Raw genomic sequence first — 24,559 nt, forward strand, 5'->3', positions numbered from 1 at the left:
CCGGGATGGGAACATGCCTATATAGCTTTCTATCAAGAAGCAGGTGGAATAACATGGCCGCTCATGAAAGAGCAAATCATTGTAATATGGAAACAGTAATAGAATTAAAAATAGGAGGTAAGCATTCATGAGTAACTATGGAAGTCTCCATGAAAAAGAAGGAAGATCAGTTTTGGTTTTTGAACGTAAATATCCAGTAAATCCTGAAAAGGTTTTTCGTTATATAACCGATCCTCATTATTTCACTCAGTGGTATCCATTTGCAACTGGAGATATGGACCTTAGTGTTGGTGGAAAGATAAAGTTCGATGATGGTGAAGGGTCAATCTATGAGGCTGTTATTACCGAATTGAACCCTCCATATTCCTTTTGTTTTAAGGAAGTTGATGATTTGTTAGAGATAAGTATTCATGAAGCAGGTCAAGGGTGCGCCTTGATGTTTAGCCATACGTTTGACGATCGAGCACTGGCTGTATATACAGCTGCAGGATGGCATAGATGCTTGGATGTCCTTGGTCAATTAATTCATGGTCGCACAATAGAATGGGAAGATAATGCACTTGAATTACGTGAATACTATAAAGTGCAGTTTGATTAGGAATTGAGAGCTTTTTAGTTAATTTACATATGTGTTAGTAATTTGTACCTTAAGTAATACGATCAACAATAGTTGTAATACTGAACTTACATTACCTGCTTTCTTCGTATGGGACGTTATTAGTAATCCGGACGAAAGGACAAAGGAAATGCGATATATTTTATTTTGGAGGGAACAAAATGGAAGCTTTTTCTGAATTTTTGGCGTGGATTGATGACCCGTTCCACCGGGAAAGAACGGAAGAAGTGTTGACTTGGATAAAAAATAAGTATCCAAATCTAAACACAGAAATCAAATGGAAACAACCGATGTTTACAGTTCATGGTACATATATTATTGGATTTAGTGTATCAAAAAAGCATTTAGCTGTCGCTCCTGAAAGTGTGACAATAACTCATGTAGAGGATGATATTATGAAGGCTGGGTATGACTACACAAAAGAGCTGATACGTATCCCTTGGAATGACCCAATTGATTATCCACTACTTGAGAAAATGATTGAGTTTAATATTCTGGACAAGGCAAACTGTTCTACCTTTTGGCGAAAGTAAAAGATAGTCCATAGGGGTTGCCTTTACCTGGCAAACACTTAGAAAATCATATTTACCGTGTAAATGCTTCAACTAGTTAACTGTGTAGCAAAAAAGAAAGATAACCACCTTTTGTGGTTATCCTCTCTTTATTGTTGCTAGTAACTTTGTCACTCTGAAATGATGAAACAACGTCAACCCAATAATAACTAAGCTGAAAACCGAAGACATAATCGGGCTGTATAACAATCCTTTAACAACATTTTGATTAAACAATCGTATCATTCCTGTCTGTGAGGGATATAGTTCAATTTTTATTATTTAATAAATCCAATAAAATTATCCAAAAAATACCTGCATCGTACAAAGGTGTACTCTATAATTAAATATGAAAGAGATAGATGACATAAGTAGCTTCAGTCATCTATCTTTTTAGGTTTATGATTTAATAATTCTAATACGAGAGGTAAAGGAAAACCAGAAGGAGGAAACGGCTTGATGACAGTAGGTGAACTCAAATTCGAGCTTGAGATGTGGGAAGATAATGATGGATTTGAGGGTGAAGAGGAAGAGCAGGAGTGGATACGATTAGGCATTACACTCTATGAACAGCTTATCAAGTTAGATAAAGAAAATAGGGGAGAGTACGCTGAGGCTCTTTCAAGGCTTTATTTAAACCTTGGTCGAGATGCGAAAATGAAATTTTTTCACTTTACTAAAGCGGTTCGTTATCTTAAGCAAGTAACTTACATAGACCCAAAGAATCCTAAACCTTGCTATCACCTTTCATTTTTACTAGAAAAAGAAAATAACTATGAGGGTGCGCTATTTTACGCTGAACGGGCGATTAAATTAAGTATAAACGAAAAGCTCAAAGATAAGCTCTACTGTAATATGGCTTATTGCTATTACAAGCTAAAATTTGTAACAGAGGCTATTCAACACCTGGCCCAAGTAGAAGTAAAAGCTAAATATGATCCGTCTTTGGCTGTCTTTCTAAGACCATATCAAGCAAAAATCAAATCATCAAAAAAAGGCTATGTGCCGTTATCAGAGCAATACAGCACATTGATTGAAACTGAAGACGAAATCGAGGATAGTATCTTGAAAGGAGAACGGATTGCACTTATTATTCATCCATTTGAGACAGTATTACATGGAGAAATTAATACAGTCCAATTCTCACCGGTAAAGGCACAAATACTAGAGATGATTATATTGAGTGAAGCATCGTTATCTATTCAACAAATTGCAGAAGCTCTTTGGGGGTACGACGCTGAAAATATGTCTGGTTCATATGTTCCAAGAATGATAACTGACATTCGAAAGGATATTAAGAAAACGACAGGGATAGAGGGGAAGGCTTTATTAAAGACGGTCGAAGGTAAATATATATGGGATCATGATGTGCTCAAAGGAACGATACATTATAAAAATGTAGATAATAGAAGAGCACGAAGAGGAACGAATGAGGGGATTACAATTTTGTAATCCTCTTTATTTTATACTTAGGTTAACAAATTAGGAGGCGATGAGAGATGAAATCAAATTTATTTACTCTTGAACTAATGGATGGACAGGAAAGGTTATTTGAGGCATTGGAGATGAGAGGTTTTCTAGTAGAGAAGAATGGACCGTACCTCACATTATCAAAAGGAAGTGCCGAGTCAGATTATAGAGCACTAAAAAGTTTACTAACAAAAATGAATGTCCCGATGTTCTGGAATGGAGTGAACTTTCAACTACTTGTGAATCGATTCCCAGTCGCAATGATGAAACGTATTACAACAAAGGCAGGGCATGAGTTCCCTGTACAAATGAATGATTATCACTACAGATGGAGAGCATTCGCAAATCGTAAATTTGGATTAAAAGTAAATACAATTGAGCTAGACCCATACATTGCACTACTAGTTAAAACAGTAAACCAAGCGGGTATACCTTGCTTAGCTGGATGTGACGGTCACTTAAAGCACGCACCGAATTTACAATTCTCTGGCGTCTTTAATGGAGCATGGTTCAAAATAATTCAGAAACATTATCTACAAGAATTAAAATTGAACTATCAGTGGGAAGTCACATTTAACGCTCGTTCTGGTTCTAATTTAGTCGCAACTAAAAAAGACGAAGAACAATGGGACATGAAAAAGATCTATGCAGATACGTTAACAATGGCCTATAAAATAAAAGAACATGCTGAGGAAATTAGACAAAGAAAACTAGCTTCATTTAAAAGAAGCAAAGTAATGAAACAAACAGCTGAATTACTAAAGGCAACTGGTGATTATTCAAAATTAGTATCTTGGATGGAGGAAGTGAGTTTTAAGTAGGGAGATTACAATTTTGTAATCCAGCGTATCGTATACTTCAATTAACAAAGCAAAGACAAATTAGGGAGAGATGAAAATGACAATGATATCTTGGAAGCGAATGTTGATTAGAATGGGATTTGTAGTAAAAACAGTAGAGGAAAACATGTTTTCATTTATGCATGAAAACGATGCAAATATTGAGTTCTTTCAGAAGATACTAGATAAATTGAACGTAGAATACACCTTCAAAGGGTTAATCTTTACCCCTGAAAATATAGAAGTAAACGAAGAAGAGTTCCTCTCAATCTGTGAATCAATACAAGGAGATCAGACGTATTTTGAGGGATTTGCAAATGTACAATTAATAGCCCTTGATACGTATATTTCCGGTTTAGTCCGTTGGCTAAATGCAATTGGATTCACAACGACAATTTGTTGTGATGGACACAACCGAACACCAGCACATATCGGATTTAAGAATAGAGAAGCTGAAACTAGGATATTAAACTACAGCTTATCACTTGTTACTAATCAAACATGGTCATGCAGTCCTCGAGGCCATTTTCGTATCAGAACAACGAACGAAGACAATAGATCAAGAACAGAAAGACCGAAACGAGAGTTGTTGTTAGATTTAGCAGAAGCTCTATATGAAAAGCGTACTATATTACAGCCATTTGTTCAGGCTGGTCTAGAACTATCTGACTGTCCAACATATGATTGGAACTACTCTATCACACAACGAGCAGCCGAGGTTGGAGAAAGAATTCAATTGAAAGCACAAAGCAGAGAACGAGGAGTGCTTTATGAATATGCAACAGTGAAAGAGGTAGTAAACGAAAGAGTATGTGTTGTTAAAAATGAGAAAGGGGACGTGTTTAGGCTGGCAGTTGGAGAGTATTATGTGATTGGTAAATTGTAACGCTGCCAATTTACCACATTTGGAAGAGATAATCCTTTGAATAAATTTTGTCTTAAGTAGTTCTTTTTTGTAAAATGATTTAAGAATGAACAGGACTTGAAACAAATTCGTGGTTGAGAATCTAAACTAATATTCTGGAGGAAGTAAAATGGCTGAACTTAAATTTGAAATTACTGAACACATTACAGTATTATCTGAATCACCAAAAGGGTGGACAAAGGAATTAAATCTTATCAGTTGGAATGGGCGTGAACCCAAGTATGATATCCGTGACTGGGCTCCAAACCATGAGAAGATGGGTAAAGGAGTTACATTAAGTAATGATGAAATGGAAAAGTTGAAAGAAGCATTGTTGGGGGAATCTTGAGTCTAATTTTGCAGACTTGTGAATTGGTTACAGGTTATTTGAGATAAATAAAAAATTGAAAATAGGTTACATAATGAAAACGGGCTGAGTTCAGTTCGTTTTTTTAGTTAAACAATCAGTAAAAACAGAAAAAGACATTTGTTTAGACGGTAGAGTTAAACGTACATATAAATTAAATGTGATTGATACTATCATCCGTTCGTTGAAAAATGAAGGTCTTCCATACTATTGGATAACAGAAAATGAATCTAGTAAAAGAGCATTTGACCGAGAAGCAGACACGATAAAGATTAGTACAATAGACAGTAGTAAAGGACTTGATTTCCAGGCTGTATTTATTGTAAATATAGAGAATATGCCATTTGCGCTAGAAGAAAATATAGAACGAGAAGTTGCGTTATTATACATTGGAATGACCAGAGCAAAGGAATATTGTGTCTTTCTTATTCTGGGGATTCAGAGTTTACAATATATTTTGAACAGCTAAAAGAAAAAGCACTTGAAGTTACTAGGAGTAATGAAGACGAGAAAAGTAGTTAAAGTACTTTGTTGCTTGAATCATTAAACTATTTATTAGTAGTCATAGACAACTTAGGAGGATTATAAACTGTGCCATGCCCATTCTGCCACCCAGAAAACATCATCACGTCTAACGCACTAGCATATGCCATTTATGATAAGTACCCAGTAAACAGCGGACACATTCTTATCATTCCAAAACGTCATGTGAGTGATTATTTTGAAACGACAATAGAAGAGCGAACAGCGTTTAATGAATTATTAGAGGAATGCAAAGAACTACTAGACTATCAGTTCAAGCCTAATGGATATAATATTGGGATTAACTGTGGTGAGGTTGCGGGACAGACTATATTTCACGTACATGTTCATTTAATCCCTCGTTTTAAAGGAGATATGGACGAGCCTAGAGGCGGTGTACGTGGAGTAATTCCGGAAAAACAGAAATATTGATGAAACAAGAACTTTCCTATTTTTCGAGATAGGGAAGTTTTTGTTTATCAGTGAGTTGGATATGATAAACTGTTAAATATATACATAAAGAGGAGAGTTTTTACATGCCAACCCGTACCCTACTAATCCAAGAAAATAGTCCTAATAATAAATATAACAATGGTAAAGAAATAGATGATACTCGTGTTTTTAAAGCTGGAATAATAGGTGACTTACCGGTGAAATTGTTCCACGCTGGTGATGAAGATGAGTAAGATAAAACTTGTGACAGAAAAACTGGTTAATGAACTTGTTGATGCGATAGAACGTTCCTCTTCGATTTATATCTTAACATCGTTTGTGATGAATTCTGGCGTAGAAGTGTTAGAGCAGGCTTTGAAGATCGCGTTGGAACGTGGAGCGGAAGTGAAAATCTGTACGGGTGATTACCTGTTTGTAACCCAACCCATAGCACTTAAAAGATTGATTGAGTTAGATGAAAGAATTGAAGTTCGTTTATGGAGAAGTAATGGACGGTCGTTTCATCCTAAAGCATATTTGTTTCAGTATGCTGAAAATGAAGGTTCATTGATTATTGGTTCTTCTAATCTTTCTAGGTCTGCATTAACACATGGAGTTGAATGGAGTCTCTCCCTGGATTCTTCAGTGTCACTTAGTACCTTCCAGAAAGCATTAGACGAATTTATGAAATTATTTTTACATGAGCAAACGGTACCAGTTAATTTAGAAACTGTAATAAAATATGAAAAACTGTACGATAAATATCACCGCGATCATCCAAGTCTTATTAGAAATTGGACAAAAAGCGAAGAAATAGAACTAATGCTAAACCAAGCGAATAAGGAAAACGAGAATAATGTAATTCATGAAACGGAAGGTAGTTACGGGCAGATTTCACCTAGGCATTCTCAGAACGAAGCCTTAGAATCGTTGAACACTGTTGTTGAAGAAGGGTATGACAAAGCGATGGTTGTCATGGCAACAGGACTCGGAAAAACGTATTTAGCTGGTTTCTTTGCAGAGAAGTACAAACGAGTCTTGTTTGTTGCACACCGAGAAGAAATATTAAATCAAGCAAAAAAGTCATTTCAACATATAATGTCAACCCGAACATTTGGAATTTATAGTGGAACAGAAAAAGAAGGAGATGCTGATTGTGTTTTTGCTTCTATTTTTACTCTCGCCAATAAGCAGCACCTTCAGACGTTTGATGAGGATAGCTTTGATTTGATTGTTATTGATGAATTTCACCATGCTGCAGCGAAGACATACCAGCGTGTGTTAGATTATTTTAAGCCTTCGTTTTTACTAGGAATTACTGCTACACCTGACCGTATGGATGGGAAAGATGTGTATGGTATTTGTGATGGGAATGTCGCATATCAGCTGCATTTTATTGAAGCGATCCAACGACAGTGGTTAGCTCCTTTTCATTATATTGGAGTGTATGACGATACAGATTATTCTAAGATCACATGGCTAGGAAGTCGGTATGACGAAGAGGAACTACTAGCTGTGCAGCTTCAAGAAGTGACGGCAAAGAAAGTATTTGATGCATGGAAAGAACATAAACAAACGAGAACTTTAGCTTTTTGTTCGTCAATTAAACAAGCCACGTTTTTAGCAAATTACTTTAAAGAAAATGGAGTAAAAGCAACAAGTCTTCATTCTAACGGTAGTGAGTATGGAAGAGAAAACGCAATAAAAATGATTGAAAGTGGACAGTTGGAGATTATTTTTACAGTCAATCTATTTAATGAAGGTACAGATATTCCATCACTAGATACGCTTCTATTTGTTCGACCGACAGAATCTCTGACTATATTCACTCAACAAGTTGGTCGGGGACTCCGTTTGTTCCAGGGGAAAGATCATTGTCAAATTATTGATCTAATAGGAAACTATCGCAATGCTGACTTAAAGATGAGTTTATTTGATACAAGAACAGAAGAGGAGCGGAAGAAGGCAGTAACACCTGTCCCTCAAGTTCCTGATAGTTGTTTAGTTGATTTTGAAATAGAGGTTATTGACTTACTAGAAGAACTCCGAAGAAAGAAACAACCAAGGAAAGAGCAGCTTCGAAATGCTTATATTGCTTTGAAACAGGAGTTAGGAAAAAGGCCAAGCTATCTTGAGTTACATCTGTATGGACAGGCAAAGAGTAATGAGTATCGCCAAGAATTTAAGTCATATGCAGGCTTTCTTTTCTGGGCAGAAGAGTTTTCTCAGAAAGAGGAGCAAGCTTTTAAAGATTATGAGAATTGGATTATTGAGGTAGAAAGAACAGGAATGCAAAAAAGTTACAAGATGATCGTTCTATCATACATGTTATCTAGAGGTACCAATGACTGGATGAAGCCAGTAACACCATCTGAAGTAGCACCATTTTTCCATCGCTATTTAACTGAAAAGGAATATAGAAAACGAATCGATTTCTCTGATAAAACAGGAAAAAGCTTATGGCAGTATGGTGAAAAGAAAACAGCAAACTTAATTGCGAAAATGCCAATGTCAAAATGGAGTGGCAGTTCGAAGGAGCTAATATCATTCGAGGATGGTGTTTTCAAGCTAGAGTTTGATGTAGCAGAAGAACATAATGAGTTGGTATACGAGTGGACGAAGGAGATATGTGAGTATAGGTTGCATTTTTATTTTGAGAGGAAGGGAGAAGGGAAAAATATTGTTCATTGATAACCAATATGGGAGTAAAAATAGTTTATTAAGGCAATCATTTCTCTTCTTTGAAATAGAAGCAAGTATAGAATAGAATATGTAATATTTCAAAAAATAGAGTGGAATAATTATTAATGTTAGTATCGATAATTTAGACTGTTCCTCAATGAATCTCTATCTTGGTATTTTGAGTCTTAGGATTTCTTTTAAGGAGGAAGGGGCATATATAATGCTTGAATTAGATAAATTAAGTGATGAAGAGCTAATAAAAGGATACGGCGGAATCATAAATGAATTTTAAAAAAGGGGTATAATTAGAAGTAAAAATTTGCTAGGTGATTTAGGTGAATACTTTGCAATTAACTACTACAGTAAAACAGTTGGCTTACCGAAATTACAATTTGCTCCAATTGGGACTCAGAATATAGATGCAATAAGTGTAAATGGTGACAGGTATAGCATTAAGTCGACGACAGGAAAAACAACAGGGGTATTTTATGGATTAGAGGAACCTGAGTCAAAGGTACATGATAAACAAAAATTTGAGTATGTACTAGTTGTTGTATTTAATGAGAATTTCATATTAGAAAAAATAATTGAATTACCTTGGATACTGTTTTTAAAGTATAGGAAATGGCATAGTAGAGTAAGGGCTTGGAATTTAACAATAACTCAAAAATTATTAAAAAACTCAACGGTACATTTATTAAAGGACAGTTAATTTAAATACTATGGTCAAGTGACTGAGAGGTTAGCCATTATTTTTTGAATAGCAGTCACGTCTGTTAGACCGTGTTAACACCATTTATCCAAAAATATCTTTTCAGATTGATACATGAACTAGATATGACACTTTAAGAAAAAATGAATCTGAATAGTGGATGTTAAGTAAAAGGGGTATTTTCAGGGGTGGATAGGTCTAATTAAATACTCCTCTCGCTTTCAAACTAAGGGTCAGAGGAGTATTTATTCTATATTTCTACATTTTTTTAACGTCTATACTAGAAAAAAGTTATTCAAATAACCATGTAAAAGGTTTAATACTTACTAAAATATTGACGGGCGTTCTTATCAGAATCTCTTGTTTCTAAGTATTTTTTAAGTTTTCTTTTTACTCTAGTTAAAGCATTATCAATAGCCTTTTCTTGGCGATTTAATTCACCCGATATTTCTTTATAGGATTGTCCATCTAAATATAAGGCGAGGACGTCTCGTTCTAAATCATTTAGTAGTTCTGATAGTTTAACATTAAAATGGTTAAATTCTTCTTGATTAATAATCAATTCTTCTGGGTCTAATTCTTTTGAGCCTGTTACAATGTCCATTAATGTTCGGTCTGAATCATCGTTATTATACATGGGCTTGTATAACGATACATATGAGTTTAGAGGTATATGTTTCTGACGAGTGGCAGTTTTTATAGCCGTAATTATTTGGCGAGTAATACAAAGCTCTGCGAAGGACTTAAATGAGCTTAATTTACCTTTTTTATAGTCTCTTATTGCTTTAAAAAGGCCAATCATGCCTTCTTGAATTATATCTTCTCTATCTGCTCCAATTAAAAAATAAGTTCTAGTTTTTGCATGAACAAAATGTCTGTACTTCTGAATTAGGTATTCGAGTGCTTCACTTTCTCCATTTTGTACTAAATCTATTATTTCTTCATCTTCCATATCAATATATTTGAGATTGTTCAACTTTTTAACCATATTGTTCAATACCAACCACCTCAACACACATCTGTAAATAATTTCATTATACATTAGTAGTTTTAATAGCGTCAATAAGGTGTAGTATCTAGAGTTTAAAATTCATAGATGTTTGATAGTGAAGAATAATGATATACAAACTTTTGTTCGTAAAAAAATGTAGAAAATAATACATTTACATTGAAAAATCTCCGTTTTATCAATATAATTTAATAGAATAGGAGGGTGCTTTATGAAGCGTGGAGGGAAGCGTGAGGGTGCTGGGAGAAAGCAAATTCACGGTAAAGAGTATCGGATTAAAATAGAAGATGAAATCATTAATCAAATAGATGAAAATTTTTATGGCACAAATATAAATGACAAGATCAGAGGGAGTATTTGTTTGGGACTAGAAAAATTACTTGGATTGAAAAGCGACTCGAATAAAGAGTTTACAGTTCTAGATTTATTTTCTGGAGCAGGTGGATTATCAAGAGGGTTTATGGATGCAGGATATAATGTTGTACTCGGTGTAGACTTTGATGAGATGGCACTGAAGACATTTGAAGAGAATCATGGAAGTGCAAAATCTATGAAACTTGATTTATTCGATCATAGAAACATTAAGAAATTAGAAGAATTTTTAAGTGGAAGAAATATCGAATTAGATGTTTTAGTTGGCGGCCCACCGTGTCAAGGGTTCTCACTGGCAGGACCACGTGAGGCTAATGATGAGAGAAATACCTTGTATACTGCTATGGTGAAAGTAGCTGAGAAACTTAAGCCCAAAGCTATTATATTAGAGAATGTACCTGGTTTGTTAAAGCTTTATGAAGGTAAGGGTGCTGAAAGAATTATTGAAGATTTCAGTGACATCGGATATAAAATTAAACCACAAATTTTATATGCTCCTGAATTTGGTGTGCCACAAATTAGAAAGCGTGTGTTCTTTGTTGGTTTATTAGATTCAGAGGATTTCTTTGAATTTCCTGATCCTATTTACTCAAAGGATGAATTTGTAACTTGTGAACAGGCGATTTCTGACTTACCGCCACTTGAAGGAATTTTAGGAGAGGAAGTGCAAGAATATCCAACAATTGCAAAAACACCGTATCAAGCATTAATGAGAATGCATTCGGACAAGCTTTATAACCATATTGGTACGATTCATGCAGATAAAACAGTCAAACTTATTGCGATGGTTCCTGAGGGAAAAAATTTCAAGTCTTTACCTGAAGAATATAGTATCCAGTTTAAATACAATGAGGCTTTAACTCGATATCATAGCAAAAAGCCTTCTCTAACTATAAATACAGGTCACCGTTCTCATTTTCATTACAAGTATAATCGGATACCTACTGTAAGGGAGAGTGCTCGTCTTCAAAGTTTTCCAGATGATTTTATCTTTTATGGGAACAAAACACAGCAATACAAGCAAGTGGGGAATGCAGTACCCCCAATGCTAGGTTATCACATTGCACTAAAACTAAAGAATTATTTATGTAAGGTGGATGAACATGAGACAGTACAACATAGTTGATTTATTTGCTGGGTGTGGAGGACTATTAGATGGCTTTCTTCAAACAGGTAAATATAATGAAATTGCTTCTGTGGAATGGATGAAGCCACAAGTAAATACATTAATTCACCGCTTAGAAACAAAATGGGATGTAAAAGATGCAAAAGAAAGAGTTCTTCATTTCGATATGCAAAGAGAAGAAGAGCTTTTTCATGGCTGGAATGACGATGAGAAATATGGAAGTAATAAGGGGCTAGACTATTATGTCAACAAAGCTGGAAATATAGATATTATTATCGGTGGCCCTCCGTGTCAGGCCTATTCACTTGCGGGAAGAGTTCGTGATGATAACAACATGAGAAGTGATTACCGTAATTATTTATTCGAGCGTTACCTAAGCGTGGTTGAACGCTATCAGCCAAAGGTATTTGTTTTTGAAAATGTCCCAGGTATGTTAAGTTCTATGCCTGATGGAACACCAATTACTGACTTAATTCGTGAGGGTTTTCATAGTATTGGATATGATATTGTTGACGATATAAAAAAGTATGCACTGTTAAATGTCAGTGATTATGGTGTGCCTCAAAATAGGAAGCGAGTAATCTTAGTAGGTGTAAATAAAAACTATTATAGTAACTCTCATGAAATATTAAAAAACTTTTACGACAATATATTAACTAAACAAAAAATAGAAAAGAAAACTACCTTATTTGAAGCTATTGGTGACTTACCACCTTGTATCCCAATATTTGAGGAAAAAGCACGTACAAAAAAGTTATCTCATATAGCACCACTTTGTGAAGTCAGCTGGCACAAACCACGATATCATAATTTACGGGATATGAAAATTTTTCAAATGTTAGCAGAGGATATACAGTCGGGAAAATGTGAATTTACAGATAGTAAAAAGCTAAGTGAGTTATATGAAAAAGAAGTTGGTTCGAAATCCCCAATTCATCGATATCATGTTTTAAGACCGGATGTACCTGGTACTACCATCATTGCTCATCTTTATAAAGATGGACTACGTTATATTCACTATGATCCAAACCAAGCAAGAAGTATTACGGTTAGGGAAGCAGCTAGAATCCAATCCTTTGATGATGATTTTGACTTCAAAGGAACGCAAGGACATGCTTATCAAATGATTGGGAACGCTGTACCACCAAAGTTTGCAGAGAGTTTAGGGCATGCAATTGATGAGTTAATGGTCTCAATTACTGAAGAAGTTGTTACTGCATAATCTTTACTAATCTCCCTAGTTTATACCAGCCATTAGATGATCTAATATATGTTTTCAAGGAGATGTTACTTTGTATAAATACGTGTTTACGAATGATTTTCGGATGTATAATAAACAGGAATTTGAACAATACGTAAAACGAATAGCAGAACAAATTCGACGGGGAGAGTCACCTCAAGATAAGAGTGATAATAATGTTTTTAATGCATTTAGATTTTTCCTGTCTCTAAAAGATTACAATGGACAAACTGCAAATGGGGTTCATCGAATATTAAACGATGATATTGATAGTGTATTACACAACTTTATTAGTAAATTTCAATATCCAAATAAGAGGACGAAAGCATGTCTCAATGATAGTGTCGAACAAGGTGTGGAGTTAGTTCCGTTGAGAACTATTTTAAAACTATTATATCTACAATACATTTCAAATGGTAATGAAGGCTATCTAACAAAAGACGAGATTCTACACTTTGTTTTCTATAATCGTAATCTCGTCTTTTACAGACACCTTAATTTAATTGAAGTTCTTCATGAAGTACGTAAGTATAGAGAAACTGGTCTATACCCTGACCATATTGACCCGAGTTACTTTGAGCTTCAACCAAGACATTATTCAAATTTTATTGGCATACTAGTCTACTCATCATTTGTAACTAGTAGTGGTGATAGTTTCAGAATCAATGCTAGAACATTCACCGAAAAAACGTGGTCTAATTTCCTGAAAATAGTAATGAGGGATTCTTTCCTTCAATGTTCAACAGATACAACAGATGACGAGTATTTCGAGTATATGGATATCGACTTACCTTTGATGCAGGATGAAGAACAAGGCGCTAATATAGAAACAGTTCATGAAACACCATTAAATGAAGAATTATTGATTAATAAGCCTAAAAATCGTATTCTATTTGGTGCCCCAGGAACAGGCAAAAGCCATACGTTAGAAGAAGATCGTCAAGTGTATGGTACTAATTACGAGCGTGTCACATTCCATCCAAACTATTCGTATGCTCAGTTCGTTGGAACATACAAGCCAGTGCCTAAGGTGAAGGGGAATGGTGAAGAGTATATTTCTTATGAGTTTGTGCCTGGTCCATTTCTTAGAGTATGGATTAATGCACAAAAAAGTAATGATACGTTTGTTCCTGAAAATCATCTGTTAATTATAGAAGAAATCAATCGTGCTAATGTGGCTGCTGTATTTGGAGATGTTTTTCAGTTGTTGGATCGTAAAGAAGATGGAACAAGTGAATATTCAATTGCACCCTCTGAAGATATGAAGGCGTACCTTATCAAAGAATGTGGTTTTACTTCTGCTGAAGTATGCGAAATAACCCTTCCGAAAAATATGTATCTATGGGCAACGATGAATAGTGCAGACCAAGGAGTTTATCCTATGGATACAGCATTTAAACGTCGCTGGAGCTTTGAATATATTGGTATTGACGAAGGTGAAACTAATCTATCTGGACTGAGGGTGAACTTGAAGTTTGAAGACGAAGAAGTTGACTGGAACACCCTACGTAAAGCGATTAATAAGCGTTTAACAGAATCGGATTTAAACGTAAACGAGGACAAATTAATAGGACCATTTTTTATTAATAGGAACGATATAGCTCCTGAAAACTTTGATTCAGTTTTTAAAAGCAAGTTATTAATGTATTTATTTGAGGATGTACTTAAGCATCGTAGTGGGAAATTTTTCACTCCTGGTCTAAATACATTTTCTAAAATCTTAAAGGCGTATGATGCTGGGAAAAACATCTTTAATTTTGATATAAGAACATCTAATATGTATCAGGCTAGTGGCTCAAGAACTGACATGTTTGTAGCTGAAAAATTGGGAGAAGAGTAGGATTCCTATGAAACCAGTCTATTTACAGGAACTGAAAAAATACAGTCCCCGTGATTTAAAGCAAGTAATGGAATTAGGGAATGAGGAATACAAGGTAATTATAGAAGAACTTCAGACAAAAAGGGTCCTTAAAGTTACTAAGGGTGGTGGTTATTCCGTACAGTTTGTTGGAATGTTCATTTGTTGCAAAAAGCTCGTTTTTTGTATACCAAAATATATTACTCATTCAGACCCGTCAAAAACAATGCATCAACTCCTTACACTGTTTAGAGAGTACAGCAAACGAGAGAAGCTAGAACAAGAAGAGATGGAGAGCTTCGGTGATATGGAGTCACGATCCACTTTTAATCTTCTTTCAGTGGTCATGTATTTACTAGAAGATTATTTGGAGAACGAATTATATCAAAATGACAAAAGTGTCTATACATTGAATGGCGATAATGGTGAAATCGATTGGGATAAAACAATATATGATCAATACGCAATTTTAAACGATGGTAAACCAATTTATCTGGATTATTATGTAAACAGCGTTATCAATGACGAAAATGACTACTTCCGATTACTCCATATGCATGTGTTAACGGAGTGTACAGGGATACTTGAAGAAACAGGACTTGGAGAGTATCTAGGATTTCCACCAGTGAAGTTTGATGTTGATGATGGGGCTCTTGGTTCAAAAGAGATAATCTTGTCTAAGATTAAGAGTGAGTTGTCGGTACAATTTGTGAACCGAAAGCAGATGGTGTTGAAGGCGATAGCCTCATTTATATCTCATGATTTTATGTTGGATGAAAACAATAACATTGAGTTTTACGGTACAAGAAACTTCGAGGTTGTATGGGAAAAAATATGCAGCTTTGTCCTCGATAATCAGTATGAGAAAGTGAAGGGATTTATCGATAAGCCCGTTTGGAATCCACTAGTAGGTAAGGGGCATGCTGTTGACACGTTGAAACCTGATGTCATTAGCATTTTTAGTAAGTACAGTAAAAATTATTTTGTAATTTCTGATGCAAAGTACTATTGCATTCAACTAACAGAAACCGAATTGCAAAATAACCCTGGTGTTGGTGATGTTACGAAGCAGTACCTCTATCAACTTGCTTTTGCTAAGTTAATGGAGCAACAAAACGTTAATGTAGTCCACAATATACTCTTATTTCCAACTGAGAAAGAATCTATTGAATACATTGGAGATGTTACTATTGAATTTCTGAAGGTGCTGGGTTTAGAGAGTATTAAGCTTCTGAAGTTACCAGTTCATAAGGTGTTCCATATGTACATTAATTATGGAAAATTGGAGTTAGGTATGATTGGTATGTATTTAGATAGCAAGGCTCTCAATGTGAGGAATCTGTAAGGTAATTTAAAAGTTCTTATTTAATGCGTTATAGAAAAGAATAGATTATATCCCCATAGGTGGAAAGTGCTGAAGACCATTCATAGTATGGCACATTCTAATTCTAATGGGGATTTTTTGGTTTCTGAAGATTAAAGGTAGGATGATTTGGTATATTCGTAAATTCCAATTTTTTACTATTTATATATTTTTTGATTTCTTGGAGGTTATAAGATAAACTTTTCGTTAGGTACAAGGAGGCTCTTTTTAAATGGGAGAAAAGACTTTAAAATTAATAAACGAATTAAGTAAAGTCCTATATGAGGATAAAACATTACTATTACAAGGTGGAGTAGGTGTAGGAAAGACATATTTGGCAAAGAAAATTGCAGAAAATTTAAAAAGTCATCAATTCGTTGATTTTCCATCAAAGAGGCAAAGGAAGACACCACAACTTTCAGATGTATGTAGAGAAATAGTTTCAATCCACCCATCTTATAGTTACGGTGATTTTATATATGGTATTGTAGCAGAGGCTAGGTCTGACTATTTAACTTTTGAATATAAGGATAAAATCTTTATGGAATTGTTAAACTCTGCTCTTGAAAGCTGGAACAACAAAGAAAATAGGAAGTATGTCTTAATATTAGATGACATCAATCGCGGATTCATAACAGATATATTAGGTGAAGCGATTATGTTGATGGAGACGCACGGTACAAATAAATATTCCATTACATTAAAAAGTGGAAGGGCACTTGTAATTCCTCCTAATTTTTATGTGATAGCAACTTTAAATAATTTGATCGAGACCCCTTTTGCAATGGATTTTGCATTGCAAAGACGTTTCTATAAATACACAATAGAAAGTGATTTTGAGTATATCGTAGATTCAGAAAGTGAACATGATAAAGGAAGTCTAGCACCAGAAACATTATATAAAAAAGTAAAAAAAATAGTTTTAGATAATCTTAATTACAGTTATAAGGAGAACCTACTTGAGAGGAATAAATACATAGTTGGTCATGGTTTTTTCTATGGAGCTGATTATTTAAGTAAAATAAAGTGGCAAGTGTTACCACTTCTTAGACAGTATTGTAAGGATAACATTTTAGAAAATGAAGCAGAAATTTTTATAACTAATTTAGAAGATGAATTGAATATTAATTTTACTACAGATATAAGACATATTAACAACTATAGAATTCATGGAGCGAAAAATGGAGTTACAGCAATAGAGTTCTATGAAAATGGAACCTCCCATAAACCAATTGTAAATATAATAGGAAGAATTAAAGAACAAAATCTTTTATCTGATACTGATATTGAGCGATATATAATATTTAATGAAAATGTTCTATTTCGTGAAGAGACTTTGAATTTGATTACTTATTCAGCGACACTTTATGCATCAACACTATCAAAAGATAACCTATATCTTAAGGAAAGACCGCTTTACATGAAAAGGTCTAAAGAAGATAAGCTTTTAATTAATAATGTTCCCTTTTTTGTAGCTGGCGAAATGCAAGCAACCGAATTTACAAAGTGGGAGGACACCTTCCTTCAAGATGGTTTTGTTAATAAAAGGAATTCGAGTGCGCCTAATATAGTTTTATTTCTTATAATTAAAAATTATTATAAAACATTTCTAATGAAATGTACTAGTTATTTGCAAGATTATGCTGAAAAAGAAGAAGTTCAATTGTTGCAACAATTTGCAAAATTAGAGTTTGTAAATTTTGTGGAAAGTTATAAAAAAATTATTTATAAAATAGATAGTAATGATGAAAAGAAAAAAGCTAATAAAAAAGTTAGAAAACTTATATCAGAGCTAACATTACTTTGGACGAATTTAAACGATACTATAATAGATAAAGATGGTAATACCATAGTAGTAAAAGGAGTTTATAAAATGAACTGTGAAAACAAATACCAAGAGTATTTAGAAACAATGGAATCACTAAAAATTAATCAGATGATTTTGCAAGGACCGCCTGGAACGTCGAAAACATATTCTACTAGGGAATTTTTAAAATACGTTGGAGGTGGATTAGATAACAATTTTTTAAATGAACTTCAAATTAAAGACTATGATAGCGATCAATATTGTGATTTTATAAAGAATGATAGTGGAAAAACACCGTCTATCGCATGGGATATTGTTCAGTTTCACCCCTCCTATGGTTATGAGGATTTTATAAGAGGAATTGAGGTAACTACTACAAAAAAATCTAATATTAAGTATGATACAGTTAATAAAGTTCTCGGTAAAATTGCTGATTTAGCTTACAAAGCGAAGGAGAAACATGAAAATAAGGAAGTAACAAGTATAACAAAGTTTTTCCTAATTGTAGATGAAATTAATCGGGCTAATTTAGCTACTGTATTTGGAGAATTAATATATGGATTAGAGTACAGAGGAGAAGGGGTAGCTACTCCGTATACCGTTGATAATTCTAATAAACTGTTATTACCAGATAATCTTTACATTATAGGTACAATGAATACGGCAGATAAATCAATTGGTGGTATTGACTATGCTATTAGAAGAAGATTTTTATTCTTTTCCTTGTTACCAGATAAAGATGTCATCTTAAATAATGATATAGATAAGAGTCAAGAAGGTACAGAGGATAGTGAAGAACTATTAAACCAAAGAGAGTTAAATATGAAAGCATATAACTTGTTTTTTAATATAAGTCGTTTGTTTGATGAGTATTTAAATCCTGAATATTATAAGGGAGATGTACAGATAGGTCATACATATTTTCTAGTAAATGAGGATGACCAATTATTTAAAAGGTTTAAGTACCAAATTATACCTATTTTAAGAGAGTATGTTAAAGATGGAATGTTTCAAATTAATGTTAGTAATTCTGAAAAATCAGGCTGGGAAGGTTTTTTAAATTGCATCACAGGTAGTATTAATATCAATGATGAAGAAAAAATTGTGGTTAGTATATTTGTAGAATTAACAAAAGCTGATTTGAAAGAAAAAACAAAAGAAATAAAAGAAGCTTAGAAAAAAATATAAAGTTTATAAATTATATTTAATTATTGTGTAATGAAAGGAAATCGAAATGGCGACTAAAGGTAGTAATTTTGTCAGTGTTAAGGATAATTGCTCTATCAAAGAAGATATATTAAAAAAAGGCATTGAGCTGGATAGAATATATATCCCAACTAGAGGTGATGTAACTAATCTTGGAATACATAAATACAATGATAAGTTATATTCTTCTAATTATGTAGGGGTTTGTCGCTTAAAAAATATAGATGGGGAGAATCTGAAAAAAAATGGTGTAGAACAAATTCTTAAAGTTCAACCAAGATTTAATTTATCAGTGATTGAAATGCTAAACTTTATTAGAACCGATGATGAATTTGATAGGTATTTAGCTCCCCAAACCGTAAGAAGAAATCAGGCAGATAAGGAAATAGAATCTCTTGAAATGAATGAGTTATTTTATTTTTACGAAAATGAATCTCCTATAAAAGTAGATGCTGATATTGCAAAGGAAAGTAGTATCCTTACCACAACGCTATTTTTATCTATGTTAAAAGAGCTATGCAGAAAGCCTTTAATGGGAAGAATGATAAAAAAAGAAGAAAACTTAGTTGGTAAAGTAAAAGGAAAGATATTATTTAATAAACATATACGTCAAAATTTAGTAAAAGGACGTAATGATAGGATATATTGTAAATATTTACATTATTCAGAGGATATTGTAGAAAATCAATTTTTAAAGGCTGCTTTATTAAAAGCTAAACGCTTTATTACACAGTATTTTAATGAAAACATAGAAAGTACAAATACTAATTACAATAAAACTATTGCATATTGTACAAAAGTATTAGGACATATTAGTTCAACAAAAATATCCGGTAGTGAATGCGATAATTTAAAGTTTAATGGCTGCTATGCGAACTACAAAAAGGTAATAAAACTGGCAAAAATGGTCTTAAATGAAGTTTCTATTGATACAAATGGAAAGGTTAGTATTACAAATTATATAATTCCGTACGCAGTTTCTATGGAAAAGCTTTTTGAAATGTATGTACGTGCATATTTGAAAAAAAACGGATTTGCTTCATATAAAACGAAAGATTCAGAGCCACTGCAACTGTTTAAATATGATGATAAAAAAAGTATTTTTGAAGGAACGGAAAAAGGGATGGCAGATTATATTGGAGGGCCAATTAAGCCTGATATTGTTGTTAAAAATATTAAAACTGATGAAGTTATAGTCTTTGATGTTAAATATAAAGATTTTAAGAACAAAAGGTATGCCAGAGAAGATAGATTGCAATTATTAGCATATGCCCTAATGTATAATTGCTCTCATATTGGATTGATTTTTCCAAAACAAAATGATAAAGAATATCTAGTACCTCAAAGAGTGCAATCATTAGAAAAAAGAGAGATTATGTATCATGAATTATTTGTTGATATAGAGCTGGATGATAATATAGAAGGTGTTGAGGAACTTTCTTACGAGAAAGAAACAAGTTTTGCGAAGTATATTGAAAATCTCTTTATGGATCCAAAGGAAATTTAAATCTATTAGATATTCATTCTCTTTGTGATTTATCCCGTATTCTCATTCAAGTGAAGTATGTCTTTGATGTAGACAAGCTCTCATTAGTAGAGCCTTCAATTCATCGCCCAATTTTCTTTGAAAATAGTGTCTACCAGGTTGTTATTACTCCAAAAGGTGATGAGGAGCTAACATTTTATCACGAACATCCATTACTGCGAAAAGCAATTAGTCCAGTGAAGGTTGGAAAGTCCTATATTCTTATGGGGAATTTGCATTTTCAAAATGACATTGGATTGTCCACTTTTGAAGTTCGTAATGAAAATGGTCCGTTACTCAGTGTAACGTTGGAAGTATTTCCGGCAAAGTTAGATTACAAACGCGACTATCAGAAGCTGATAGAGGAAGTCAACGATGAGATTTACAATCTCTCTTATCACTTTTTACGAAAGACGTACTTAGGCGCACGGATCAATGCTGCGGGTAAACCGTCACTTACGGAATTTTACCGATTGATTACAGTTCACTTTGATTCTTTTATTAAAGCAATTGAAAGGATTGAAAGACAGCCACACCACAAGCTTATAAAGAATCATGTGAAAGCGAGAGGTGACCAGCTTCAACAACTAGATTCAAAGGGACGAAATCATCTACGAAAAAATGCTCATGTATTCGTGGAGGTTAATAAGGGAGTTTCGATTCGTGGAAAACAGTTGATGCCAATTGAGGGCTTAAAAATGAAAAAGGAACTTATATACGACACGTTTGAAAACCGTTATGTAAAGTGGATGATTGTAAGGTTATATCATAAGTTAGAGGACTTATATACGAAGCTAACGGAAAAGCGTGGGTGGAAGGATACAGAGCATGACCCAGACCTAGTGAACAACGTTGTTCAAATGATAAAGCAGCTACGAGGTAAGGAGAAGAATCATTTTTGGAAAGTGATTGGAAAACTTGACCGCTCTGTTAGTAGCCTCGTGATGCAAATGGCTCCGGGGTATCGTGATGCTTTTCAAATCTACTTAACAGTTTCTAAAGGGTTAGCGTTACATGGTAATAGCTATCAAATGTCTGTAAAAGACGTTGCCACTTTATATGAATATTGGACATTCTTGAAGCTAGGACAGATACTGGGCAGAAAGTATGAGCAAGTCAGTCAGGATATTGTGAAGGTTAAGCGTGATGGACTCTTTGTAAACCTTTATAGTACACGTACTGCAAAGAGGGTCTTTCTACATCCAGTCACGAAGGAGAAAATTGTTTTAACTTATCAAAGCTCAGGTGGAAGTCTACCAACGACACCACAGAAGCCAGATACGATGCTGAGCATTGCAAAAAAGGGTAAAGATTATTCCTTTAATTATGTGTTTGATGCGAAGTACCGAGTCGATTTTGCTATTGAGGATAGTTATTACAGTACAAGGTACAAGAGCCCTGGTCCACTTGAGGAGGACATCAACACAATGCATCGCTACCGTGATTCATTGGTTGTGCAGCAGAAAGGTCCTTATGAACGAACGTCTTTTGGGGCATATGTGCTGTTTCCATTTGACGATATGGAAGGGTACCAGCAGCACCACTTCTACAAAAGTATTGATGAAGTGAATATTGGTGGTTTGCCCTTACTACCAAATGCTACTGAACTTGTAGAACGCTTTGTAGAAAATCCCATTGATAAGAGCCCAGAGCAAATTCATGAGGAAGGGATTTTACCTAGAGGTACTTTAGCTGAATGGCAATCAACGTTAGAGGAAAAAGTGCTAATTGGTGTCGTTTCAAATGAAGAGCAATGGCGTCAGTGCATGCGTAATGGTACGTATGTGTTAGCAGCCGATAGACTTAAAGCAGGGTGGCTTGATGCGGCGTATGTCGCCTTGTATGTAAGCCAAGAAGCAGGAATGGAAAATGGAATATCGTATTATGGAAAAATAAAAGATACGACAGTGCTAGACAGCGAATTTCATTTTACAGTAGAAGCCTGGACGAATCTAAAAGAAGTGATAAAACCCGTTCGTTATGGAATTGCTAAATACGCCATGACTACTTTACGTACACTTAAAGAAGCGAAAGAAATCCCTGAGTTGTTCATGAAGTCTGAAAGTGAAGTTGTGATTTGGAGAATGTTGCGGCGAGTGTCAGATCGGATAAAGGTAGAACTAGATTCGGAGTATTTGGATCGTGCAACTGGAGTTCAGACTTTTAGAATTAAGGATATGGAGATACGCTTCTTACAAGAAGAGGAGAGAGTTGAGATAATAGGAACGAACGGAATAGCAACGTTTGAGTTAGAGGAGTTGTTTAAGCAGCCGACTCGGGTGTTTAAGAGGATATGTGAGGGGATTGGGTAGGTTAATATGGAGAAAGGTCATTTTCTTTTAGGGTAGGAAATGGCTTTTTTCTCAATCTATTTTCAGCACTAAATTAATGCTAGTCGCAAGCGAATACTGATAAACCTGTTACAATAAAAGTAATGAAAATTATTTAATGAGGAGAGCGTATTAATGGTTAGAATGTCAGATCTTTCAGAAGAAGAGCTGCTAGAAAAGGAAGATGATTGGTGGGAAAGAGAGGATGAAACGAACCTCAATTGGGTTATAGAAGGAGAAAATATATTTAAAAATCTTTCAAGGCTCAATCCAAGAGAAATCCGTTATAAAGAAACTCTGGCTTATTTATTACTTATGCAAGGAGAAGACCTAAAGCTTCGTCAGCATTCGTAACAGAAAGCGATCGTGAGATTTAATCAAGTGGTAAAAATTGACCCCGAAAATGCAAGGGCGTATTACCGTTTAGGGTTTCTGTATTTTTATCAGGAAGAATGGGCTAAATCAGTCGATTCTTTTCAGCATTCTCTCCATTGTTACCCTAGACAATACCGTAATCGACTCGAGAAGGAGCAGCAGGTCAAAGCTCATTACTACATATTAAAAGCGACACAAATTATCTTAAAGGAGTATCTTGAAAAAGTCGAACGAATTCCAACTACAGACTTGAAGTTATTTGGGGAAATTCAGCATTTAGTTAAAGAGCTGAAAGCAAACGAACAACTAGAGGAAAAGCCGTATCAGATGATTGTCAATGGTACTGAATTCAGTGAAATTAGTGAGCATGAATATGAGGTGCTTTTTGACCCCTTTGAAAATAAAAATTGTTTCATATTAAATCAACGTAGTATGAATGATGTGACCCTGTCCTTAAACGGTCAGGAAGTATCCATTCCAGCGACACAAGTACCTTTACTTGAGTATTTAATGCGTCATCCTGAAGGTATTCGTCATGATGAAATCATAGATAGAAGATATAGAGAATCGAGAAATCCTCATGCTACATTAAGGCGTAGTATCTCAAGGATAAGAGGCCGGTTGGAACCATTGAACCCTTTGCAAGGTTTAATTATAACGATAGATGGTGGTTACCGTTGGAACTCAATATATGAGTACCGTATGTTTAAACATACTAGAGATGTAAGTACTGATTTGCTTCTGGATTAATCCAGGGGCTTTTTTTGTTGTGACAGGGGTGTCACACCTGATTCAGTATACTCATGGTAAGAAATAGAGAGGAGAATGACGGGATGAAAAACAGAAACCGCGTATTCGTATACGGAACCTTACGGCAACAGGAAGCAAATCACCGATTACTAAAAGAAGCGAGGTGTATAAGTCGGCAATGTTGGACTAATGGAATTCTGTATGATACAGGCAACGGGTATGCGGCAATGCTTCCAAGTCCTAGTCAAAAAGTTTATGGTGAACTGTATGAAGTCACGGACCACTTTTCAAAAGCGCGCTATGAGTGGTTTTCTCATAGCAAGCGTGCAACGTGCGAGCCATTACCACTTCTCGAATCGTCTAGATTGGACTTTTTCAGTGGCCTCTCTTAGATGATAGGATAGTTTTGGTTTTAAAGGACGAAAAACAAGTTGAATTAAATTCAAGATATTTTAGAGTTGATGATTTTGAGAAACTTAAAAAAGAATTAAGAAAGCACATTA

22 protein-coding genes are annotated in these 24,559 nt (G+C 34.5%); 21 read left to right on the top strand and 1 reads right to left on the bottom strand.

Annotated elements, in window-relative coordinates; all coding sequences use genetic code 11:
- Positions 1 to 127: 127 nt before the first annotated feature.
- From CD003_RS05560 to CD003_RS05605, 11 genes are all read left to right on the top strand, one after another.
- On the top strand, positions 128 to 598 hold the full coding sequence (locus tag CD003_RS05560; RefSeq protein ID WP_096200004.1) for an SRPBCC domain-containing protein: 471 nt from the start codon (positions 128 to 130) through the stop codon (positions 596 to 598).
- A 179-nt stretch (positions 599 to 777) separates the two neighbouring features.
- Positions 778 to 1,149 carry an iron chaperone gene (locus CD003_RS05565; protein WP_096200006.1) on the top strand — a complete coding sequence of 124 codons (372 nt, stop codon included), beginning with the start codon at positions 778 to 780 and terminating at the stop codon, positions 1,147 to 1,149.
- A 477-nt stretch (positions 1,150 to 1,626) separates the two neighbouring features.
- The gene (locus tag CD003_RS05570) at positions 1,627 to 2,619 is read left to right on the top strand and encodes a tetratricopeptide repeat protein (protein WP_096200008.1); all 993 of its coding nucleotides are present in this window, start codon (positions 1,627 to 1,629) and stop codon (positions 2,617 to 2,619) included.
- A gap of 47 nt (positions 2,620 to 2,666) precedes the next feature.
- On the top strand, positions 2,667 to 3,458 hold the full coding sequence (locus tag CD003_RS05575) for a hypothetical protein (RefSeq protein ID WP_096200010.1): 792 nt from the start codon (positions 2,667 to 2,669) through the stop codon (positions 3,456 to 3,458).
- A gap of 76 nt (positions 3,459 to 3,534) precedes the next feature.
- Positions 3,535 to 4,362 carry a hypothetical protein gene (locus tag CD003_RS05580; protein ID WP_096200012.1) on the top strand — a complete coding sequence of 276 codons (828 nt, stop codon included), beginning with the start codon at positions 3,535 to 3,537 and terminating at the stop codon, positions 4,360 to 4,362.
- Between the two features lie 148 nt (positions 4,363 to 4,510).
- Complete coding sequence (locus tag CD003_RS05585; protein WP_096200014.1) at positions 4,511 to 4,729, top strand: YdbC family protein; 219 nt, start codon at positions 4,511 to 4,513, stop codon at positions 4,727 to 4,729.
- A gap of 178 nt (positions 4,730 to 4,907) precedes the next feature.
- Complete coding sequence (locus CD003_RS05590; protein WP_257008194.1) at positions 4,908 to 5,216, top strand: 3'-5' exonuclease; 309 nt, start codon at positions 4,908 to 4,910, stop codon at positions 5,214 to 5,216.
- Between the two features lie 122 nt (positions 5,217 to 5,338).
- On the top strand, positions 5,339 to 5,701 hold the full coding sequence (locus tag CD003_RS05595) for an HIT family protein (protein ID WP_096200016.1): 363 nt from the start codon (positions 5,339 to 5,341) through the stop codon (positions 5,699 to 5,701).
- A gap of 104 nt (positions 5,702 to 5,805) precedes the next feature.
- Positions 5,806 to 5,955, top strand: a complete 150-nt coding sequence (locus tag CD003_RS21745) for a hypothetical protein (protein WP_179295445.1) — start codon at positions 5,806 to 5,808, stop codon at positions 5,953 to 5,955.
- Positions 5,948 to 8,392: a DEAD/DEAH box helicase family protein gene (locus CD003_RS05600; protein ID WP_096200018.1), complete on the top strand. Its 2,445-nt coding sequence runs from the start codon at positions 5,948 to 5,950 to the stop codon at positions 8,390 to 8,392. Before CD003_RS21745 ends, CD003_RS05600 begins: the two co-directional genes overlap by 8 nt.
- Positions 8,393 to 8,702: 310 nt before the next feature.
- Entirely contained in the window at positions 8,703 to 9,095 is a 393-nt protein-coding gene (locus CD003_RS05605) for a hypothetical protein (RefSeq protein ID WP_257008195.1), read from the top strand.
- A 316-nt stretch (positions 9,096 to 9,411) separates the two neighbouring features.
- Here the strand turns inward: CD003_RS05605 and sigH are convergent, their stop codons facing one another.
- Positions 9,412 to 10,083, bottom strand: coding sequence for an RNA polymerase sporulation sigma factor SigH (gene sigH, locus CD003_RS05610; RefSeq protein ID WP_096202262.1), 672 nt, complete (start codon positions 10,081 to 10,083; stop codon positions 9,412 to 9,414).
- 232 nt (positions 10,084 to 10,315) lie between these two features.
- On the opposite strand from sigH, the gene CD003_RS05615 reads away from it, so the two are divergent.
- The 10 genes from CD003_RS05615 (at position 10,316) to CD003_RS05660 (ending at position 24,448) form a co-directional block, all read left to right on the top strand.
- Positions 10,316 to 11,602: a DNA cytosine methyltransferase gene (locus CD003_RS05615; protein ID WP_096200020.1), complete on the top strand. Its 1,287-nt coding sequence runs from the start codon at positions 10,316 to 10,318 to the stop codon at positions 11,600 to 11,602.
- Complete coding sequence (locus tag CD003_RS05620; protein WP_096200022.1) at positions 11,580 to 12,824, top strand: DNA cytosine methyltransferase; 1,245 nt, start codon at positions 11,580 to 11,582, stop codon at positions 12,822 to 12,824. The genes CD003_RS05615 and CD003_RS05620 overlap by 23 nt, the downstream gene beginning before the upstream one ends.
- A gap of 70 nt (positions 12,825 to 12,894) precedes the next feature.
- Complete coding sequence (locus CD003_RS05625; RefSeq protein ID WP_096200024.1) at positions 12,895 to 14,682, top strand: AAA family ATPase; 1,788 nt, start codon at positions 12,895 to 12,897, stop codon at positions 14,680 to 14,682.
- Positions 14,683 to 14,689: 7 nt separating this feature from the next.
- Positions 14,690 to 16,045 carry an LlaJI family restriction endonuclease gene (locus CD003_RS05630; RefSeq protein ID WP_096200026.1) on the top strand — a complete coding sequence of 452 codons (1,356 nt, stop codon included), beginning with the start codon at positions 14,690 to 14,692 and terminating at the stop codon, positions 16,043 to 16,045.
- A gap of 250 nt (positions 16,046 to 16,295) precedes the next feature.
- Positions 16,296 to 19,046 carry an AAA family ATPase gene (locus CD003_RS05635; protein WP_096200028.1) on the top strand — a complete coding sequence of 917 codons (2,751 nt, stop codon included), beginning with the start codon at positions 16,296 to 16,298 and terminating at the stop codon, positions 19,044 to 19,046.
- Between the two features lie 58 nt (positions 19,047 to 19,104).
- Positions 19,105 to 20,583: a 5-methylcytosine restriction system specificity protein McrC gene (locus CD003_RS05640; RefSeq protein WP_096200030.1), complete on the top strand. Its 1,479-nt coding sequence runs from the start codon at positions 19,105 to 19,107 to the stop codon at positions 20,581 to 20,583.
- Positions 20,584 to 20,633: 50 nt separating this feature from the next.
- A complete protein-coding gene (locus tag CD003_RS05645; RefSeq protein WP_257008200.1) occupies positions 20,634 to 22,913 on the top strand; it encodes a restriction endonuclease-like protein in 2,280 nt (759 codons plus the stop codon).
- Between the two features lie 153 nt (positions 22,914 to 23,066).
- A complete protein-coding gene (locus CD003_RS05650; RefSeq protein WP_096200034.1) occupies positions 23,067 to 23,285 on the top strand; it encodes a hypothetical protein in 219 nt (72 codons plus the stop codon).
- A 12-nt stretch (positions 23,286 to 23,297) separates the two neighbouring features.
- Positions 23,298 to 24,056, top strand: coding sequence for a hypothetical protein (locus tag CD003_RS05655; RefSeq protein WP_096200036.1), 759 nt, complete (start codon positions 23,298 to 23,300; stop codon positions 24,054 to 24,056).
- Positions 24,057 to 24,139: 83 nt separating this feature from the next.
- The gene (locus tag CD003_RS05660) at positions 24,140 to 24,448 is read left to right on the top strand and encodes a gamma-glutamylcyclotransferase family protein (RefSeq protein ID WP_096200037.1); all 309 of its coding nucleotides are present in this window, start codon (positions 24,140 to 24,142) and stop codon (positions 24,446 to 24,448) included.
- Positions 24,449 to 24,559: the final 111 nt, after the last annotated feature.

Origin of the sequence: Bacillus sp. FJAT-45350 (assembly GCF_002335805.1) — a bacterium.
Classification (GTDB): domain Bacteria; phylum Bacillota; class Bacilli; order Bacillales; family NISU01; genus FJAT-45350.

Bases quoted from the DNA above. Each gene is read 5' to 3' on its own strand.
- CD003_RS05565 (WP_096200006.1), top strand. From the start codon at position 778: ATGGAAGCTTTTTCTGAATTTTTGGCGTGGATTGATGACCCGTTCCAC.
- CD003_RS21745 (WP_179295445.1), top strand. From the start codon at position 5,806: ATGCCAACCCGTACCCTACTAATCCAAGAAAATAGTCCTAATAATAAA.
- CD003_RS05630 (WP_096200026.1), top strand. From the start codon at position 14,690: ATGAAACCAGTCTATTTACAGGAACTGAAAAAATACAGTCCCCGTGAT.
- CD003_RS05650 (WP_096200034.1), top strand. From the start codon at position 23,067: ATGGTTAGAATGTCAGATCTTTCAGAAGAAGAGCTGCTAGAAAAGGAA.
- CD003_RS05660 (WP_096200037.1), top strand. From the start codon at position 24,140: ATGAAAAACAGAAACCGCGTATTCGTATACGGAACCTTACGGCAACAG.
- CD003_RS05600 (WP_096200018.1), top strand. From the start codon at position 5,948: ATGAGTAAGATAAAACTTGTGACAGAAAAACTGGTTAATGAACTTGTT.
- CD003_RS05620 (WP_096200022.1), top strand. From the start codon at position 11,580: ATGAGACAGTACAACATAGTTGATTTATTTGCTGGGTGTGGAGGACTA.
- CD003_RS05615 (WP_096200020.1), top strand. From the start codon at position 10,316: ATGAAGCGTGGAGGGAAGCGTGAGGGTGCTGGGAGAAAGCAAATTCAC.
- CD003_RS05575 (WP_096200010.1), top strand. From the start codon at position 2,667: ATGAAATCAAATTTATTTACTCTTGAACTAATGGATGGACAGGAAAGG.
- CD003_RS05635 (WP_096200028.1), top strand. From the start codon at position 16,296: ATGGGAGAAAAGACTTTAAAATTAATAAACGAATTAAGTAAAGTCCTA.
- sigH (WP_096202262.1), bottom strand. From the start codon at position 10,083: ATGGTTAAAAAGTTGAACAATCTCAAATATATTGATATGGAAGATGAA.
- CD003_RS05640 (WP_096200030.1), top strand. From the start codon at position 19,105: ATGGCGACTAAAGGTAGTAATTTTGTCAGTGTTAAGGATAATTGCTCT.
- CD003_RS05560 (WP_096200004.1), top strand. From the start codon at position 128: ATGAGTAACTATGGAAGTCTCCATGAAAAAGAAGGAAGATCAGTTTTG.
- CD003_RS05580 (WP_096200012.1), top strand. From the start codon at position 3,535: ATGACAATGATATCTTGGAAGCGAATGTTGATTAGAATGGGATTTGTA.
- CD003_RS05570 (WP_096200008.1), top strand. From the start codon at position 1,627: ATGACAGTAGGTGAACTCAAATTCGAGCTTGAGATGTGGGAAGATAAT.
- CD003_RS05585 (WP_096200014.1), top strand. From the start codon at position 4,511: ATGGCTGAACTTAAATTTGAAATTACTGAACACATTACAGTATTATCT.